Source organism: Cellulophaga sp. BC115SP (genome assembly GCF_009905545.1).
In the GTDB taxonomy this organism is placed as follows: domain Bacteria; phylum Bacteroidota; class Bacteroidia; order Cytophagales; family Spirosomataceae; genus Flectobacillus; species Flectobacillus rivi.
The window spans coordinates 93470-111151 of record NZ_JAAALB010000013.1 but is presented as its reverse complement, the minus strand read 5'-3'; the positions used below and the strand labels follow the sequence as shown (position 1 = coordinate 111151).

Below are 17682 nucleotides of genomic sequence, written 5' to 3'. Positions count from 1 at the left end.
TATAATACAACTAATCTTTTGCTGTATCCAATAAATATTTCTCACAAAACGAATCAGATTGTAATTGATATTGTACTAATGCTCGTTCCGTATATACTTCCTTTAAAAAATCCATTGTATTTTTCATATCTCCTTGAAAAGGAGATGCAATAGAAGTTACAGGAGAACTAGGCCTAATTCCTTCAAGAATTCTGATAAAAGAGGGAACCGACAAAAAGCATAGTAACAAGGTATAGACGATAAATTTGAAGCTTCGAATTTTCAAATTTATTAATTGTTGTATAATAAAAACCCCTAGTACAAAAGTAGAAGGAATTATCCCTCTTAGTAACAAATCATTAAACATTCCTACCCTATATAATGGTAGTAAAGCGAATGCAACTAAAGAACAAAATAAATATTGTTTGTACTTGGAAGATTTCAATGATTCTTTTATTAAAAAAAACCATACAGCAATATTTAATAACCAAAAGGCTAAATAACCTTCTATCCAAAATTTACTTTTTGTCCAAATAAAGCCATTTGTATCACTCAACCCAATCGCCCTATTAGAGGTAAGATACAAGATAGAGGGAATAAATGGCACAATCATTAGTAAACAATAAGGTAATAATTTATAAAATTGAGGATTAGTAATTTTATCAAAATACCTAGCAATTACTACAGGAAGTAAGCCTATACAAATCAAGGGACTCCAAATAATATTACAAAGCAATATTAAAATTTCAAGTTTGTAATTTTTACTACTTTCTGAGTTTAATATTAGCAATGTTGTTACACCTGCAGGTATTAAATGCTGTGGCACCCATTGTAGAGATGCTATCATTGGTGACCAGAATGTTATATTAAAATCAGCTAGTCGAACATTACTATTTATTATAAATTGATTCAAATATGGAATATTCAACATCTGAATAATAAACATCAAAGTGTTTCCATTATTGAAAAGTAAAAATAAAAAAACAAATTTTAATCCCTTCCCAATTTTATACAGCCCTATCAAAATCAAAAAAACGCCTATCCAAGACCATAGCAAAATGATATATCTACAAGATGCTATTCCTAGTAGTTTTCCTAGAAAAGCCGTTGGTAAATAGTATGCCCAATAATAACTAGAGAAAGTATTGTATTTTTCATAATATGTTGGCCATTTATAATTTACCAAATCATAAACTTTAAAGTTATTGGTACCCCAGTCAACAGTTTGTTGGCGATATTCTCCTATTCCAAAGACAAGGCAGAGCCCTAAACTTAACAATAATAAAATTACAATATCTTTTAAAGGAAGGTAGGTAGTTTGAACAGAAAGCCTATCTTGATTTAATTCTGATTTAACTGAGTCGAAAACAAAAAGTAGTAACAAGCATGCAAGAGGAAGTGATATTATATCTTTAAACCATGCACCAGTAAAGATTAAATTGGGTATAAATAAATAAATTAGAGAGGTAATTCTCAGGTTTACATTGGTAAAATACATCATGTATAAATTTGTATTTAGTCAGAAATACTTTTTTACTTTAAATATTATGTTTAGAACCTTTTAGATTTTTACATTTCTACTAGTATTTAACGACCAACTCAAAACAAACAGTATTTAAAAATTAAAAAGTCACTTGAAAAAAGGTTAATATACATAACATGGCCATGTTATAAACCCCTAAAAGAAAATATAGGTAGTAAGTATTAGTATTACACTTACTACCTATTTATAATTATTCCATTAATCTATTATATCTAGATATGTCTTTCGGCATGGTAGCTTGAACGCACCAAAGCACCTGACTCAACATACTGGATACCTCTTTTCAAACCTTCTTCTTTATACATGGCAAAAGTATCTGGGTGAATCCACTCAATTACTTCATGGTGCATTTTAGTTGGTTGTAAGTATTGTCCCAAAGTCAAAACATCTAAGCCATTTTCCACTAAATCGTCCATCGCTTTGAAAACCTCTTCTTTAGTTTCTCCCAAACCTAACATAATACCAGTTTTGGTACGTTTACCAAATTCTTTGGTACGTTTAGTTTGTTCCAAACTACGCGCATATTTTGCCTGAGGGCGAACATTGCGATACAAGCGCTCAACCGTTTCCATGTTATGCGAAACCACCTCTTGTCCACCTTCAATCATACGATATAGGGCATCCCAATTACCTTTTGTATCTGGAATCAGCGTTTCGATGGTAGTTGTTGGAGACTCTTGTTTTACCTGTACCACTGTCTGATACCAAATTTCAGCGCCACGGTCTTTCAATTCGTCACGGTTTACTGAAGTAATAACAGCGTGCTTTACTCCCATCAACTTAATAGCCTCAGCTACACGACGTGGCTCATCAGCATCATATTCGTTTGGACGACCAGTAGCCACCGCACAAAATGTACATGAACGAGTACAAACATTACCCAAAATCATAAAGGTAGCTGTACCTGCTCCCCAACACTCGCCCATATTTGGACAATTCCCTGATTGACAGATGGTATGTAGCTTATATTCGTCGACAATACTACGAACTTTTGCGTATTCTTTACCGATTGGCAATTTTACTCTCAACCAATCTGGTTTCTTGTTATGCTTGGTAGCACTAGGAGCTACTACTGGAAGTTCTATCATTACAATAAATTGAGGTATGTTGAAAAAGTAATCTATACTTCTAACAAACTCTACCCTATTTTTGATTCAACAATGTGCAAAAATACGAACTTACTTTTTACCCCCGAAGAAAATTGTCAAATATCCCGAAGTAAAGACACTTTGATTATCAGAAAGTGCCATAATTTCTACCTTTTTGCTATAAATATCAGCTAAAAAGCCCACTTCAAGGCTAATGTTGCTCTGACGGAAAGCATCCAGCTCAAAATTCAAACCAGCTTTGATATTGATTCCTGGCGTAAATTTCATATTACCAAATCCTTTAAAAAAGCCTCCACTTCCAGCAATATTATTGATAGAATGAACATTGGGATCATAAGGTTCGCTTACCAAATAGCCTCTTCCGTAGTACACATCTACGTAATAAGGCTTCAAGAAACCAAGTGTTGGACCAGCAGCAATGAACCCGTTCACATTGATACCACCATCTGAAGACTTTCGGAACAAGCTTATTTCACGACCGTACTGCGGTCGCAAAGCAAACAAATAGTTCTTTTTGCCATAAGCATAGCCCGAGCCATTTCCTCCAGCATGAAGCGTACTTTCTTGATAATTATCTACATTCACCAATTCGACGTTGAAATAGTGCATCTGTCTACGTGCCGCACCATTGTCGATAACGATTTCTTTGCGTACCATAAAACCGCCCAATAATCCAGAATTGGTATTAGTAGTGATTCCCACCGAGAAAATCGAGTTAAAGTTTTCTTCATCCACCTCTTTTTTAGGTTTGGCAGAAGGCGCACGGTTAGGAGCAGCAGACTTGGTAGTAGTAGTTGTTGTTGTGTTGGCAGGAGTATTTCTACGTTGCGCTTGTGACAAATTTGACCAAGCCATCAACAGTAAACTCATTGCTAAATATTGGGTAGTTTTTTTCACGATAAACTTTTCATTTTAGCCTAAAATCATCAAAAATCAAGGTTTTTGAGTAATTTTAGGAAAAGTAAACAGGAAATTTCGGTAATACAAATATTGACCTTTGTATTCAAGAAAAACAAAAGCCAATGCTTCTTAAGCAATACGAAATATAAAGCAATTTATTTTGGAGCTTGGTTATTTTCAATTAAAATTACCTTTTTCTTACAATCATCATAACAACTCTATTAATATGCCCACAGTAAAAACAACTTACCTTGGAGAACTTCGTACAGAGTCTACTCACTTACAATCAGGCAATCAGTTAATTACCGACGCACCTACCGACAACATGGGCAAAGGCGAAGCATTTTCTCCAACCGACTTGGTAGCTACTGCCACGGGGACTTGTATGCTTACAACGATGGCAATCGTTGCCCAAAGAGATGGTATCGAATTAGCAGGTTCGGAGGTTGAGGTTACCAAAATCATGTCTCAAACTCCTCCACGCAGAATCGCTCGCTTAGAGATTAACCTGAAAATGAAGACAAATGTTGCCTTGGACGATGCACATATTAAAAAATTAGAAAATACAGCACACAAATGTCCTGTATCGTTGAGCCTTCATCCTGATGTCGAACAAGTAATTGATATTCAATGGCTATAGGTAAATGAATGTTATTTGTTAGCAGTGTACCCGTTATTAGAAAGTATTCTTAGGGCATACTTGCCTAATTTTCAAAGAAATTCATCCATTTTACCCAAAGATTTTTGGGATAAAAACTATAAAGGCTACCTATTTGCATTAGGTAGCCTTTATAATTTCCGATGTCAGCGATTTGCAAAGATTACACTCAAAAGCCATTTAATTTCTAATCGTCAATCCGAAATCTCCAATCCGAAATCGTTAGACTGTTTCTGCAATTTCTTCAAAACGAATATCGAAGTGTGAAGCATCATACACACTTGCTCCGTCTTTGATTAGAATCACTTGTGGCGACTGATGCTCTACGCCGAATACCTCTTCAATAGCATTTGATACGGGTCTATTAGCAATCAAATCCAAATAATAAGGCTTTAATTCGCCAACTGCTTCTTGTTTCCAATTACGCTCAACACGACTTAAGGCTGTAGATGAAATTGAACAACGAGTACTATGTTTAAAAATCAACACTGGTTGATTAAATGACTCTTCTTTAATGGCTTGTAATTGCTCTACTGTGGTTAGTTGATTCCAGTTCATGGGGTAAAATATGTGTTACAGATACCAAAATGATAACCTATCTATGACCTAATTATCATTTTTCTATCAAGGATTATGGTATTTTTGTTGTTTGTCTTTTATAATTGTTTTATTGCTAAACGAAATCCTAGTAAATTTGATTCAAATTTCATGATACAATTCTAATAACGCATTGGCAAAAGTACTATATAATTTATCGATTGAGCTGTATCAATGGCTAATTCGTCTGGTAAGTCCTTTCAATCAAAAGGCTCAGCTATGGCTCAAGGGTCGAGAGGGACTTTTCGAAAAACTCGAATATCAACTAACACAAGCTCGTCAAAAATCACAAAGCCCACTTTCTATTGCATGGTTTCATTGTGCAAGTTTGGGAGAATTCGAGCAAGGTCGTCCTGTGATTGAAGCATATAAAAAAGAATTTCCCAATCATCACATATTACTAACCTTCTTCTCCCCTTCTGGATACGAGATTAGAAAAAATTACGAAGGGGCAGATTTTATTTGTTACCTTCCAGCCGATACTCCAAGTAATGCCAAGCGCTTTGTGGAACTTATCAATCCTACGGTGGCATTTTTTGTAAAGTATGAGTTTTGGTATAACTATCTGAATTGTCTCAAACAAGCCAACATTCCAAGTATTTCATTTTCGACTATATTTAGAGAAAATCAGGTTTACTTTAAATCTTATGGTGAATTCAATCGTAGTATTCTGCGATTATTAACTCATATTTTTGTACAAAACGAAAAGTCGGCATCTCATTTAACCGGTATTCAAATTCAAGAAAATGTAAGTATTGCAGGTGATACCCGCTTTGACCGAGTTGCTCAAATTGCTCAAAACAAAAGAGTAATTCCTATTGCAGAACAGTTTAAAAACGATACTCAAACTTTAATTGTTGGCTCGTGCTGGCAACAAGATTTTGACGTAATTTGCCCTCTTATCAATAGTTTTGCACATCCATTAAAGGTAATCATTGCGCCTCACGAAATTCATCCAGAAGAAATCGTACAATGGCAAAAACAGCTCAAAAAGCCAAGTATTCGCTATTCTGAAGCTCTGAATGGTAAAGAACTAAACAACGCCGAAATACTATTTATCGATAATATAGGAATGCTTTCATCGCTTTATCAATACGCCGATTATGCTTGGATTGGAGGAGCTTATGGTAAAGGTTTACATAATACTTTGGAGGCAGCCACTTTTGGACTCCCTATCTTTTTTGGAAATAAGGTTTATACCAAATTCCAGGAGGCCATGGATTTGATTGCCATAGGAGGAGCTCAGGTAATTGATAACACTCAAACTTTTGAAAGTATTTTCACCAGTTTATATCAAGATTTCAACAAACGAAAAGAGGTTTCTGACAAGATTTTAACCTATGTTAAAAGTAATATTGGAAGCACTCAAACCATTATCAATTTTGTAAAAAATCTTATTCAGACAACGAATAAGTGACTCACTGAAAAGTAATTGCAAGAAGAAATACGTTTCGAATGAATTACTTTTCTTACGATTTAATATATGCACAGAGGATTAGTCATACGCTCAACAGGCTCGTGGTACGAGATAATGGCCGACTCAGACAAGCACGTCTGGAAAGGTCGTTTGAAGGGTAAGTTCAAAATCAAAGGACTTCAAACTTCAAACCCACTCGCTGTAGGCGACAGAGTAATGTTCACTATCGAGGATACCGTTGAAAATACGGTGATTATCTACGAAATTGAACAAAGAGAAAATTATATCATTCGTAAATCGGTACACAAAACTGCTCAGGGGCATATTTTGGCTGCCAATCTTGACCAAGCGGTTATCATTGCCACGCTCAATTATCCCAGAACATCACAAGGCTTTATCGATCGTTTTTTAGTCTCAGCAGAATCTTTCAGAATTCCAGTAACAATCGTTTTCAATAAGGTAGATTTACTTTCGGAAGAAGAAAAAGATGAGCTTGCCGACATGGCCGCCATGTACGAAGAAATTGGTTATCCTTGTATCTTCACATCTGTGCCAGAAAACATTGGGATAGATGGATTTAGAGATTTATTGAAGGATAAAATCTCTCTAGTTTCAGGTCATTCGGGTGTAGGAAAGTCAACTTTAGTCAATAAGATTGCTCCACATTTGGACTTAAAAACCTCAGAGATTTCCAATTTTGCCAATAAAGGAGTTCATACAACCACTTTTGCCACGATGTTCGAATTAGCTGATAATTCTTTTATCATCGATACGCCAGGCATTAAAGAGTTAGGACTCATTGATATTGAAAAAGAAGAACTTTCACATTTTTTCCCAGAAATGCGAGCACTTATGGGAGAATGTAAATTCAACAATTGCCAGCATATTAACGAACCCAAATGTGCTGTAATCGAAGCTGTTGGAGAGGGCAAAATAGCGGCAAGTCGCTATATGAGTTATCTGTCAATGATGGATGACGACGACAACAGAAGATAATCAAAAGAGCTTCATTAGTATTAATGCTGAGTTTTGAGTGATGAATTGTGAGTTAGTAGTGTATGAAGGATTTCAAGCTATTGCAGATTTTGGATTTCTGATTTCGGGAATATGGAATTATACCGTTATTTTTTACAAAATTTAATTTAAAAAATAAGTTACATTTCCGCAATCCGATATCCGAAATAGATAGTTTTTCCTTCCTACACTATTAATTCATAATTCAACTCATAATTAGCTATTAACAATGACTATTACTCAATTTCTATCTAAACTAATTATTCTAACAAATTTAAGAAAATGAAACTTTGGGGTATTGATTTGGGCGGAACCAAAATCGAATGTGCTGTATTAGAGAGCAGCGATAATATGAATGTTTTGATTCGTAAGAGGATTCCGACCGAAGCAGACAAAGGATATGAGCATATTATTTCTCAAATCAAAAAATTAGTCGATTTAGTAGCCGATGAACTTGGCGAAAGACCTCAGAAAATTGGCTTTGCCACGCCTGGAGTGCTTGACCCTGCTACTCAAACTATGAAAAACTGTAATACAGTTTGCATGAATGGGAATCCTATGAATAAGGACCTTGAAGCAGTGTTAGGCATACCAGTCAAACTTGCTAATGATGCCAACTGCTTTGCACTTGCAGAAGCTTTGATGGGGGCAGGTAAAGACTACCCTAATGCAGAAGTTGTATTTGGAGTTATCATGGGTACAGGAGTTGGTGGTGGATTAGTGGTTCATGGAAAAGTAATTGGAGGACAACACGGCATTGGTGGTGAATGGGGGCATAATATCCTTGAAGAAAATGGTGAGCCATGCTATTGTGGCAAATCAGGTTGTGTCGAAAAGGTCATTGCTGGTCCTGCCTTAGAAAAGTATTATGCCGATAATGCAGAAAAACCATTAAAACTCAAAGAAATACTTGAACGCCACGAGGCAGGTATCGACCCCGTTGCTACTGCAACTATCGAGAGACTACTTGAATATTTTGGTCGTGCGATTTCTACATTGACCAATGTTTTAGACCCTAACCTAATTGTGATTGGTGGTGGTGTAGGCAATATTGATTTGCTTTACACAGAAGGATATGAGCGAATTAAGAAATATATTTTTAACGATAAAAAAATCACAACGCCAATCGTAAAACCATTATTAGGTGATAGTGCAGGCGTTTTTGGTGCGGCACTTTTGTAATCAGGAAGGTATTTGTTAATCGTATATCTGTTACCATCAGAAGGACAATATCAAAATTCGACGGATACTTTACCTGCCATAGGCTCTATGCCATAGTTTCTTAGAAAACCATGCAAGCATTTTGCCGTGCGCTCATAGCAGATTTTAGAAAGCCCAACAATTCAATTTCATTTTGCATTGTTGTTTAATGATACAAAAACAAAAAAGGGTTGGAATCGCTTCCAACCCTTTTTACATAGTAATTAAAATTATTTACCGTTAGTCAACAATTGGAAGAATTGATCCAATTTAGGAGTTACGATAATTTCAGTTCTACGGTTTAACTTACGACCAGCAGAATTGTCGTTGTTTTCTTTCGGAGAGTATTCCGAACGACCGCCAGCAGTCATACGCTCAGGAGCAACGCTAAATTTAGATTGCAACAAACGAACAACAGAAGTAGCGCGTTTAGCACTCAAATCCCAGTTATCTTTCACACATTCAGTAGAGATAGGTACACTATCAGTGTGGCCTTCTACTAAGATGTCAAGTTCTTTATGATCGTTTACAACTTTAGCAACTTTCTCTAACACAGCTTCAGCTTTCGCGTTGATTTCTGATGAACCAGAACGGAACAACATTTTGTCAGAGATAGAGATGTAAACAACACCTTTCTTCACTTCAACAGTTACATCATCATCATTAACATCAGCCAATGAACGTTTCAAGCTCATTACCAATGCCAAGTTGATAGAGTCTTTGCGTTGGATAGAAGAGTTCAAGTTTTGGATATATTTGCTTTGATCGTTCAAAGCATCCAAAGACTTCTTAATGCTCTCAGCACCAGACTTACTAACAACTGATAAATCAGATAAACGATCTAACAAGTTTGTGTTTGTCTTTTTCAAGTAATCAACTTGATCTGACAAATCCTTCACTTGTTTAGTTTTTGCATTCAAATCATTGTCTTTTGATTGCAAGTCAGCGCGCAAGTCACCTACTCTTTTGTCGCAATCAGCAGCGTCAGATTTAATTTTAGCAAGAGCTTCGTCTCTGCTTTTTTCAAGTTCTACAAGCTTAGCCTGCGCCTCAGCAAACTTTTTCTTGCTTACGCAAGACGATACTAGAGGTAGTAGCGCAATAAAAAGAACTAATTTTTTCATGATAAAAATTGATGTTAATTGTACAAAAGCAATGCTTTTTTTAAGGTCGAATAAAGTTACAAAACGTTTTCTAAGTTTCTAACCATCTTTGACCTGCTTTTATTGCATTTTTATTTTACGTACAAATTTCGGAAAAACTCAGCAAAAATAGAAAAGCAATTGCACTTTTCAATTTCATTTATCGATAACTACCTCATTTACAGTAGTATATTTTAATAATTTTCTAAGATTTAATTTCTACTGTGCTAGATTCTTGGATGAGTTTTCGGTAGATTAAAAATACCTTAAAATTTCTTAAACTATCCTTATTAAGGCTATATAAGTATTGATGCGTGCACATTTTTACCCCTCAATTTATTAGTTATACCAAAGTAAAACGAAGAAGCCAAAATACTTAAAATTAAGTATTTTGGCTTCTTCGTTAGCTTATTTACAAATAACTGATTACAAGGTTATTTCATTATCAAACGCTTTTGATATATTTGTTTATTATGGTTTTCTGCACAAAAACCATAATAAAATCTATGTTCGACTGCACATCGGACAAAAAATTAACTCAACTAGCACATTATTTTGGGCTGCACACTCAAATTGAATGCACTAGCTGAGTATGGAATAATTTTCAGAATGCTAAATCAATGTAACCCTGCACGGTCATTATTGAGTAGCTATTCTGTGCAGTGTATTAGTTGCCCTTAAAACAAACTAATACCTGTAAAACATTTTTGCCCACTCCTACTTATGACAAACTTACTGGTAAGCTTTGCTCGTCAAAGCTCAGGGTATGGTGTATCTGCATGTACGCCTTCCCATTCGGACAAATATGCGTCTTTGCTTAAAAGAGCTACAATAATCGTACCAAAAAATTTCTTACATTCTGCGATTATCATTTATTTTTCGCTAATAACATCATTCAATATTATTGGACAACGAATAGAGACGCTTGGATGGAAAGCAACACCAGCTCAATCTACCCAATTTAGAAGCGAATTAGGAAAAAGTGCTTTAGTACTAAACCCTCAGAGCTTCGCCAATCATTTTAGTGCTTGGTTTGATTATCGTTTGACTAACGACAACGCTAATTATACGGTGAATCTTCAAGCGAAAACATTATCGGACAATGCTGGATTTAGTTATCAAGCTTACGATGCTTACGGAAAACTATTAACCTCAAAAGAAGTGCTATTCATAGAATCAAATAGCGCTTGGCAAAACCTGTCTTTTAATATTAGTGAATTGCCAAGAGGTACTCAAAACATCCGTTTTGTAGCACATACCAATAATGCTTCTTTATCAGTTACTGATTTCAAGGTAAATACACAAGAAAATGTAAGCGCTATGAGTTTGCAATTATATCCGAACCCAACTACTAGCTATGCTAAAGTAAATCTTAGTCCAGAAGTATCAGCACGTGCTAATGAGCTAGCAGTGATTGGAATGGATGGAACCGTTTATCAACAGGAAGCTTTGGCAGGAAATCAAAATAATATTACAATCTCTGTAGAAAACCTTCGCTCAGGAATGTACTTCGTTCGTGTAAGTCAAAATGTAGGTAGTCCAGTTGTAGAAAAATTAGTAGTAAGACATGAATAAAAATTTATTAAACTAGATATCAGAGACACATGAGTCATCCCTAATTTAGTGATTTAGCGATTGAATGAATGAGTGATTAATTTAAAAATTGTATTCTGGCAGTAGAGACGCAATGATTGCGTCTCTACTGCCAGAATAATGATTAAGATATAAGCAACAGGAAAAATTACACTAATAATATATCTGTGGTATACATTGACTGTATCTTTCTGATTATTAACACATTCTAATAACTGATATATTATTAACCTGATTACTGGACAAAATGAAAGTTCCTAGTTCAAGACTTTGTCTTGGACTCATTTTTTTAACAGTTTTAAACTGTTTTTAAAAATTCAGTGAAAAAGTCTATATACCTGAATCTCACTTTCTCGTTTTGTCCAGTAATAAAATTATTAACTGATAACTTCCTTTTAGTTAATTTGAGATTATCGGCAAAAGCCCTTCTCTCCTATATCGCTCTATTTCAAAAATCTGGTATTGTAAAGGTTCTATATCCGCATTTTCTGGTAAAAACTTTACCTTCGAGTCCACTAGAAATTTATTTTTATCCTTCGAATAATTCGAAAATCCAACTTTCACTGCGAGTAAGAAGGTTTTATAAGAATCAGGATATAGTCGATCTAGTATGAGGCTATAAATATCAAGACCCTTTGCCGTTTCAAGTTGATCAGCCGAAAAAGAACTTCCCATCATAGTAGTTTCTAAAAACATCGTATCTGTGTGTTGAGCATTAGTATAAAACCCCAACCAACAATGATTGGGAGTTGTCACAATCAATGGATGAATTCCCATTCTATATAAAATGGAAGCAAAAAGCACCGTTCCATCTACGCAATTTGCTTGCTGCGAAGCCAGTGATTCACTAGGTCTTCTCACAAATTGATGAACTACTAAGGGATATTTTTGAGCAGGTTCGTTATTCGATGATACTAAAGAACTATATTTTACGCCTCTTTGTCGCAACACGTTCCAAACGGCAAATACTTGTCTAAGCACCTCCATTCTATCGTTTGTCTGATACCCTGTAATACTGTTTACAATTCCAGTACGCATAATTTCAGGCATAAGCTGATTGGTAATTACAGGATGATTTTCGTTGACATAAGCTGCGTACATAAAATTCATATCATGTATTACTTTTTGTCTATGAATAAAAATAAACGGACAATCGTTAATACTCCTGACAGTCACAATTTTGGTTTGCTTTTCTTTTAATACATCATTGACATATACATAGTAGTTGACATTAACAGGAAAAGGTTGTGCGATATTGGTCAAAACATCCCATTTGTAGGCAATCTCTGGAAAAATCTGATATTTCGAACTTTTGCCATTTAAGTAAACAGAAAACGAGCTTGTTTCCATTATTTTGGGGCATTCTATAACCAATTTTACATTTGCAGGTCCCAATTTTAAATAGGTAATTTCTATTCCAAATTGCCCTTCACTATCGCCAAAATAGGTTTTCTTGTCTTGAGGCGTATCATTATCTTTCAGATAATTCCGATTGACATTGGCAAGTACATAGGAAGGATAAAGCTTATCGTCCATTTCGACAATAGGCTTCCAAAATACCCCATTACTATCGTCAGCTTTAGCTACTTGTGCCGTCAGTAAGTTATTCAAAAACAGAAGATTGAATAGAATTAGTAGTGTATTTTTCATAGACTATACGGGTATGATATGGAAAAGGCAAAATAGAGGTTTTTCCCGAGATAATCAATGCCGAAAAAAAAGTGGTTGCCATTTTCATGACAACCACTTTTTTATTTATTGCTCAGAGCTAGATTATGCCAAAGAAGAGTGCATAACTTCAGTTTGCTTTCTGATAGACTCTAAGTGAACAAGTTTGAATAATTCTTCAACAAATTCAGGGTACAAACCTAAGCCAGAAGCTTGTTTTGCACGATCAGCGTGTACTTGTTTCCAACGATCCAATTGCAATACAGCAACGCTGTTATCACGCTTGTATTCGCCCAATTTCTCAACTACTGCCATACGAGCTGCCAAAACCTCCATCAACTCACGGTCGATATTGTCGATTTTAGCACGCAAGCCAGCCAATTCGTCTGTAAATTCAACGCCATAGTTAGCTTTACGAACCTCAAGCTCACGCAACATTTCGCCTAAAGCTTCAGGAGTCAATTGCTGAGAAGCATCAGACCAAGCTTTATCTGGATCGCGGTGAGTTTCGATAATCATACCATCGTAGTTCAAGTCAAGAATACGTTGTGACAATTCCATCAACAACGAACGCTTACCTGCCATGTGCGACGGGTCACCAATCATTGGTAATTGTGGGAACAAACGTTTCATCTCAACGGCCATTTGCCACATTGGAGAGTTACGATATTTTGTTTCCTGAGCATTAGAGAAACCACGGTGGATAGCACCAATTTTCTTGATACCAGCACCTTGTAAACGTTCAAAAGCACCAACCCAAAGAGCTAAGTCTGGGTTAACTGGGTTTTTCACTAATACAGGAATATCAACACCTTTCAATGCATCAGCTAAATCTTGTACGTTGAATGGGTTTACAGTTGTTCTTGCACCAATCCACAATACATCAACACCATATTTCAATGCTAACTCAATATGTTCAGGATTTGCTACCTCAATTGCTAATGGTAATCCAGTTTGTTTCTTTGCTTCAGCTAACCATTGTAAAGCTGGTTCTCCCATGCCTTCAAAACTACCTGGACGAGTACGTGGCTTCCATACACCTGCACGCATAATGTGTGCATAACCTTCCGCTTTGATTCGGTTGGCTGTTTCAAGTACTTGCTCTTCTGTTTCAGCAGAACAAGGACCTGCAATAATTAAGGGTTTGCCGTCAGTATTAATCCATTCCTGCATCGGCACTACGTCTAAATTTGCGTTCATTGGCAAACAGTATTAATTCAAGTAAAAAAATATAAACTTACATGATACACTAGGATATCAATAAAGCATCACGCAACTTCAAAGATTACTATTATCTTTGCTTCATAATGACAATTTGATTGAGCTCAGATAGGTTCCAGTTCTAACACCAAAAGAACTGCAAATTCTAACCAAACAGGGGATTAATAAAAAAATCCTACCCCAATGTATTTTTGTATTATTCTAATATACTATATTTGCACGTTTTAATTAATTTTAAGCAATTAACACACTACTTAACAATGTGATACTAACGGGTTTTTAATTAAAACATTATTTGAAAACTCGATCACCATTTAACAACATATTAGTCGATTTTTCGTCTTTGAACATGACTAAAACATCCATTTCACAACCGATGATGAAGGCCGATAAAATATCCTTTGAGGACATGTCTATCGCATTTTCAGACAAATCTGATTTACAATTAAAGAAGATGTATCTCATCTTTGCAAGTATGAATCAGAACTGGCTTGTAAAGTTAGGAACTTTTTTTATCAAACTATTCATTTTTCTTCATTTTCCTATCAAAAAACTGATTAAATCTACTGTATTCGAACAGTTTTGTGGAGGCGAAACATTGCAGGAATGCAATAAAGCAATAGAAAATTTGGACAAAGCTAAGATTGGCACAATTTTGGACTATTCCGTGGAGGGAGAAGATAGTGAATCTAGTTTTGAGCTTACAAAAGAAGAAATCCTCAAAACTATTGAAAAAGCGCAGAATAATAGTGCTATTCCCTTCGCCGTTTTCAAAGTAACAGGTATTAGCAGTACTGAATTACTTGAAAAAGTACAAAGTGAAGTTCCATTGACTGCCGAAGAATCTTCTGCATTTGAAAGAGTTCACCAAAGAATGTTTGATTTGTGTAGTAGAGCTGCTGAACTGCATGTTCGTATTTTTGTTGACGCTGAGGAATCTTGGATTCAAGATGCAATTGATGCCCTGACTTACGACATGATGGCTCGCTTCAACAAGCAAGAATGTATTGTTTATAACACGTTCCAAATGTATCGTAAAGATATGCTTGAGAATTTGAAAGGTGCTACTGAAACTGCTCGTGAAAAGGGGTATTTGCTAGGGGTAAAGCTTGTTCGTGGTGCATACATGGAAAAAGAGAGACAACGTGCTCACGAAGGTAACTACTGCGAGCCTGTTCACGAAACAAAGGAAAATACAGACAAAGATTTTAATCTAGCCGTTGAATATGCTGTAACAAATCGTGATGCTATTTCGATTTGTGTAGGTACTCATAACGAATATAGCTGTAAGTATTTAGCGCAATTAATGGAAAAGAACGGAATTGACGCCAAGGACAAACATTTCTATTTTGCACAGTTATTGGGTATGTCCGACAACATTTCTTACAATTTAGCTCACGCAGGCTACAATGTTGCCAAATATGTTCCGTATGGCCCTGTAGAAGCCGTTATGCCTTATTTGTTCCGTCGTGCTGCCGAAAATACCTCTGTAGCTGGACAAGCAAGTCGTGAGTTTACTTTGATTAAAAAAGAGATGGTACGTCGTCAGAAAAGATAGTAGATGATTTACTAAAGAATAAAAATAAAAACGCCACGAGCTATTTTGTCATCGTGGCGTTTTTATTTTGTACCTTTGCGATTCAAAAGCAACCCCTCGGGTTTGTTCAACCATTTAATGTACTAACTGCCACCTAGCTCATGGACTTGTGAGAGTTTTGATGTGGCAAAATTCTAAACAAAATGTTTCGTTCCCCATACAAATATTTTTGGCTTACTTTCTTACTTATCGTCATCGACCAAATTATTAAGCTTGCTATTTATCATTTTTTGAAATATGAAGGCAACGAAGTTCCTATCATTGGCGATTTTGTTAAACTTCATTACGTTCTTAATAAAGGAATGGCGTTCGGTATTACGCTTGATTTTCTTCCGCAAGGATATAGCAAAATTGTATTGAGTCTTTTCAGAGTTTTTGCCATGATTGGTATTGGTTATTATCTAACAAAACTTGCTAAAAAGAACGCTCATGAGGGTTTGCTTTGGAGTATTGCAGCTATTTTGGGTGGAGCAATTGGAAACGTAATTGACAGTACATTTTATGGTGTATTATTACACAATGCTCCGTATGACTCTCCTACCCCATGGTTTCATGGTCAAGTAATTGATATGTTTTTCTTTGACTTCTATCAAGGATGGATTCCAGAATGGGTTCCTGTTTGGGGAGGAAGTTGGTATTCAACGCCGATATTCAATTTTGCCGATGCTGCGATTTTCTGTGGTGTGATGGCTATTATGATCTGGCAAAATACTTTCTTTGCCTCTTTGGAAGCAAAACCTGTACAAGTAGAACAAACAGAGAATACTGACATTAACGCCACTGATACAAGTGAACCTGTATCTTCTCAAGAATAGCTATAAATTGATAAAAATATGAAAATAGAAATTATCATTGGCATATTATGGATTGTGTATGGAACTCTTCATTCTGTTTTAGCATCCAATGAAGTAAAAAATAAAATTAACTTTCCTTACTACAGATTGGCATATACAATACTTTCTGTAGTACTAATGATTCCTATCCTATATTTTCAAATAACAACCCCTTCTCAGTTATTAATGCCTACAAGCACTGCTAATAATATTTTTGGAGGCTTAATGATTATTCTGGGTGTTTATATGTTATTTATTTCCTTCAAACAGTACGATTTAAAAGCATTTCTAGGTATACAGGCCGAGGCTCCTGCTCAACTAATCACTGATGGTCTTATGAGTGTTGTTAGACACCCACTCTATTTGAGCACGCTTGTTATTGTCTGGGGGGTATTTGGTATCACAGGAACAGCCAACAATCTTGCTATGGCATTGGCTTTGACCGCTTATATTCGTATTGGAATTTATTTTGAAGAAAAAAAGTTGGTTCAAATTTTTGGTAAAACTTATGAAAAATACCAAAAGGAAGTTCCTATGTTAATTCCAAAACTGTAGGAAGTCTACTCGAAAATGAAACTTGCTCTCAAAATATCTTTGCTGCTCAACCTTCTGTTTGTAGCAGCTTTTTTTTGGCTTTTAAGAAAGCACTCTGATAAGTTTATGCAAAAGTTATTTCCAGAAAATGCTACAATTCTCCTGCTTGGAGACTCTATTCTTGCACAAGAAAATTGGAGTAAATGGTTGGGAAGGCTTGATATAAGTAATCAAGCTTATGGAGGGGCAATTACGCAACAAATAAGATGGAATATAGGTAAAGGGTTTCCTGAAAAAACAAAGCTCGTTATCCTGAATGGTGGAATTAATGATTTATTTTCGGGAGTACCTGTAGAGCATATTCTGGATAATTATGCGTTCTTTATTCAGCAGTCAAAGAAACAGTCTATCCAACTTATCATCAATAGCTGTATATATACCGAAAATCAGGCTGAAATTAATCAAAAGGTAAAAGAACTCAATGAAGGTTTGTTACGGCTCTGTAATCGAGAAAAAATCCCATTCTGCGATATAAATACTAAACTTAGCGAAAATGGTTTTTTATTGAGTGCCTATAGTATTGATGGCGTTCATTTACAAAAAAATGCCTATCAAGTCTGGTCTGAAATGTTGTTAGAATTAATTACAAGCACCCCATAAAAAAAGCCCAAGATAAA

Annotated in this window: 16 protein-coding genes; 9 read left to right on the top strand and 7 right to left on the bottom strand. The window is 35.6% G+C overall.

Translation table 11 applies throughout. The annotated features are described in order from the left end of the window. Window positions 1-10 precede the first annotated feature (10 nt). The 3 genes from GVN22_RS12220 to GVN22_RS12210 all read right to left on the bottom strand — a co-directional run bounded on the left by GVN22_RS12220 (window position 11) and on the right by GVN22_RS12210 (window position 3528). Window positions 11-1480 (bottom strand): hypothetical protein, encoded by a 1470-nt coding sequence (locus GVN22_RS12220; protein WP_166551308.1) that lies wholly within the window; start codon window positions 1478-1480, stop codon window positions 11-13. Window positions 1481-1734: 254 nt separating this feature from the next. Beyond that, window positions 1735-2610 (bottom strand): lipoyl synthase, encoded by an 876-nt coding sequence (gene lipA, locus GVN22_RS12215; RefSeq protein WP_166551307.1) that lies wholly within the window; start codon window positions 2608-2610, stop codon window positions 1735-1737. 90 nt (window positions 2611-2700) lie between these two features. Continuing rightward, complete coding sequence (locus tag GVN22_RS12210; protein WP_166551306.1) at window positions 2701-3528, bottom strand: hypothetical protein; 828 nt, start codon at window positions 3526-3528, stop codon at window positions 2701-2703. A 229-nt stretch (window positions 3529-3757) separates the two neighbouring features. Here GVN22_RS12210 and GVN22_RS12205 point away from each other — a divergent pair, with 229 nt between their 5' ends. Further along, complete coding sequence (locus tag GVN22_RS12205; RefSeq protein WP_095161163.1) at window positions 3758-4171, top strand: OsmC family protein; 414 nt, start codon at window positions 3758-3760, stop codon at window positions 4169-4171. A gap of 240 nt (window positions 4172-4411) precedes the next feature. On the opposite strand, the gene ytxJ is transcribed toward GVN22_RS12205, so the two are convergent. After that, window positions 4412-4747, bottom strand: coding sequence for a bacillithiol system redox-active protein YtxJ (gene ytxJ, locus GVN22_RS12200; protein WP_166551305.1), 336 nt, complete (start codon window positions 4745-4747; stop codon window positions 4412-4414). A gap of 172 nt (window positions 4748-4919) precedes the next feature. Between ytxJ and GVN22_RS12195 the strand changes: the two genes are divergently transcribed. The 3 genes from GVN22_RS12195 (at window position 4920) to GVN22_RS12185 (ending at window position 8399) form a co-directional block, all read left to right on the top strand. Beyond that, complete coding sequence (locus GVN22_RS12195; RefSeq protein WP_166551304.1) at window positions 4920-6203, top strand: 3-deoxy-D-manno-octulosonic acid transferase; 1284 nt, start codon at window positions 4920-4922, stop codon at window positions 6201-6203. Window positions 6204-6269: 66 nt separating this feature from the next. Further along, window positions 6270-7199 (top strand): ribosome small subunit-dependent GTPase A, encoded by a 930-nt coding sequence (rsgA, locus tag GVN22_RS12190; protein WP_166551303.1) that lies wholly within the window; start codon window positions 6270-6272, stop codon window positions 7197-7199. Window positions 7200-7499: 300 nt separating this feature from the next. Then, a complete protein-coding gene (locus GVN22_RS12185) occupies window positions 7500-8399 on the top strand; it encodes an ROK family protein (RefSeq protein ID WP_166551302.1) in 900 nt (299 codons plus the stop codon). Between the two features lie 248 nt (window positions 8400-8647). On the opposite strand, the gene GVN22_RS12180 is transcribed toward GVN22_RS12185, so the two are convergent. Continuing rightward, on the bottom strand, window positions 8648-9541 hold the full coding sequence (locus GVN22_RS12180; RefSeq protein ID WP_166551301.1) for an OmpA family protein: 894 nt from the start codon (window positions 9539-9541) through the stop codon (window positions 8648-8650). A 741-nt stretch (window positions 9542-10282) separates the two neighbouring features. Here GVN22_RS12180 and GVN22_RS12175 point away from each other — a divergent pair. Then, a complete protein-coding gene (locus GVN22_RS12175; protein ID WP_166551300.1) occupies window positions 10283-11134 on the top strand; it encodes a T9SS type A sorting domain-containing protein in 852 nt (283 codons plus the stop codon). A 417-nt stretch (window positions 11135-11551) separates the two neighbouring features. Here the strand turns inward: GVN22_RS12175 and GVN22_RS12170 are convergent, their stop codons facing one another. Next, on the bottom strand, window positions 11552-12802 hold the full coding sequence (locus GVN22_RS12170) for a hypothetical protein (protein WP_166551299.1): 1251 nt from the start codon (window positions 12800-12802) through the stop codon (window positions 11552-11554). Window positions 12803-12925: 123 nt separating this feature from the next. Further along, complete coding sequence (locus tag GVN22_RS12165; RefSeq protein ID WP_166551298.1) at window positions 12926-14020, bottom strand: chorismate mutase; 1095 nt, start codon at window positions 14018-14020, stop codon at window positions 12926-12928. A gap of 370 nt (window positions 14021-14390) precedes the next feature. Between GVN22_RS12165 and GVN22_RS12160 the strand changes: the two genes are divergently transcribed. The 4 genes from GVN22_RS12160 to GVN22_RS12145 all read left to right on the top strand — a co-directional run bounded on the left by GVN22_RS12160 (window position 14391) and on the right by GVN22_RS12145 (window position 17665). Next, the gene (locus GVN22_RS12160) at window positions 14391-15599 is read left to right on the top strand and encodes a proline dehydrogenase family protein (RefSeq protein ID WP_240915625.1); all 1209 of its coding nucleotides are present in this window, start codon (window positions 14391-14393) and stop codon (window positions 15597-15599) included. 182 nt (window positions 15600-15781) lie between these two features. Continuing rightward, window positions 15782-16453 (top strand): lipoprotein signal peptidase, encoded by a 672-nt coding sequence (locus tag GVN22_RS12155; protein ID WP_166551297.1) that lies wholly within the window; start codon window positions 15782-15784, stop codon window positions 16451-16453. An 18-nt stretch (window positions 16454-16471) separates the two neighbouring features. Then, window positions 16472-17026 carry an isoprenylcysteine carboxylmethyltransferase family protein gene (locus GVN22_RS12150; RefSeq protein ID WP_166551296.1) on the top strand — a complete coding sequence of 185 codons (555 nt, stop codon included), beginning with the start codon at window positions 16472-16474 and terminating at the stop codon, window positions 17024-17026. A 105-nt stretch (window positions 17027-17131) separates the two neighbouring features. Beyond that, on the top strand, window positions 17132-17665 hold the full coding sequence (locus tag GVN22_RS12145) for a GDSL-type esterase/lipase family protein (RefSeq protein WP_166551295.1): 534 nt from the start codon (window positions 17132-17134) through the stop codon (window positions 17663-17665). Window positions 17666-17682: the final 17 nt, after the last annotated feature.

Excerpts from the sequence above, each read along its gene's own strand:
- GVN22_RS12165 (WP_166551298.1), bottom strand. The coding sequence starts at position 14,020 with ATGAACGCAAATTTAGACGTAGTGCCGATGCAGGAATGGATTAATACT.
- lipA (WP_166551307.1), bottom strand. The coding sequence starts at position 2,610 with ATGATAGAACTTCCAGTAGTAGCTCCTAGTGCTACCAAGCATAACAAG.
- GVN22_RS12150 (WP_166551296.1), top strand. The coding sequence starts at position 16,472 with ATGAAAATAGAAATTATCATTGGCATATTATGGATTGTGTATGGAACT.
- GVN22_RS12155 (WP_166551297.1), top strand. The coding sequence starts at position 15,782 with ATGTTTCGTTCCCCATACAAATATTTTTGGCTTACTTTCTTACTTATC.
- GVN22_RS12170 (WP_166551299.1), bottom strand. The coding sequence starts at position 12,802 with ATGAAAAATACACTACTAATTCTATTCAATCTTCTGTTTTTGAATAAC.
- rsgA (WP_166551303.1), top strand. The coding sequence starts at position 6,270 with ATGCACAGAGGATTAGTCATACGCTCAACAGGCTCGTGGTACGAGATA.
- GVN22_RS12220 (WP_166551308.1), bottom strand. The coding sequence starts at position 1,480 with ATGATGTATTTTACCAATGTAAACCTGAGAATTACCTCTCTAATTTAT.
- ytxJ (WP_166551305.1), bottom strand. The coding sequence starts at position 4,747 with ATGAACTGGAATCAACTAACCACAGTAGAGCAATTACAAGCCATTAAA.
- GVN22_RS12145 (WP_166551295.1), top strand. The coding sequence starts at position 17,132 with ATGCAAAAGTTATTTCCAGAAAATGCTACAATTCTCCTGCTTGGAGAC.
- GVN22_RS12205 (WP_095161163.1), top strand. The coding sequence starts at position 3,758 with ATGCCCACAGTAAAAACAACTTACCTTGGAGAACTTCGTACAGAGTCT.
- GVN22_RS12160 (WP_240915625.1), top strand. The coding sequence starts at position 14,391 with ATGACTAAAACATCCATTTCACAACCGATGATGAAGGCCGATAAAATA.
- GVN22_RS12185 (WP_166551302.1), top strand. The coding sequence starts at position 7,500 with ATGAAACTTTGGGGTATTGATTTGGGCGGAACCAAAATCGAATGTGCT.
- GVN22_RS12175 (WP_166551300.1), top strand. The coding sequence starts at position 10,283 with ATGACAAACTTACTGGTAAGCTTTGCTCGTCAAAGCTCAGGGTATGGT.
- GVN22_RS12180 (WP_166551301.1), bottom strand. The coding sequence starts at position 9,541 with ATGAAAAAATTAGTTCTTTTTATTGCGCTACTACCTCTAGTATCGTCT.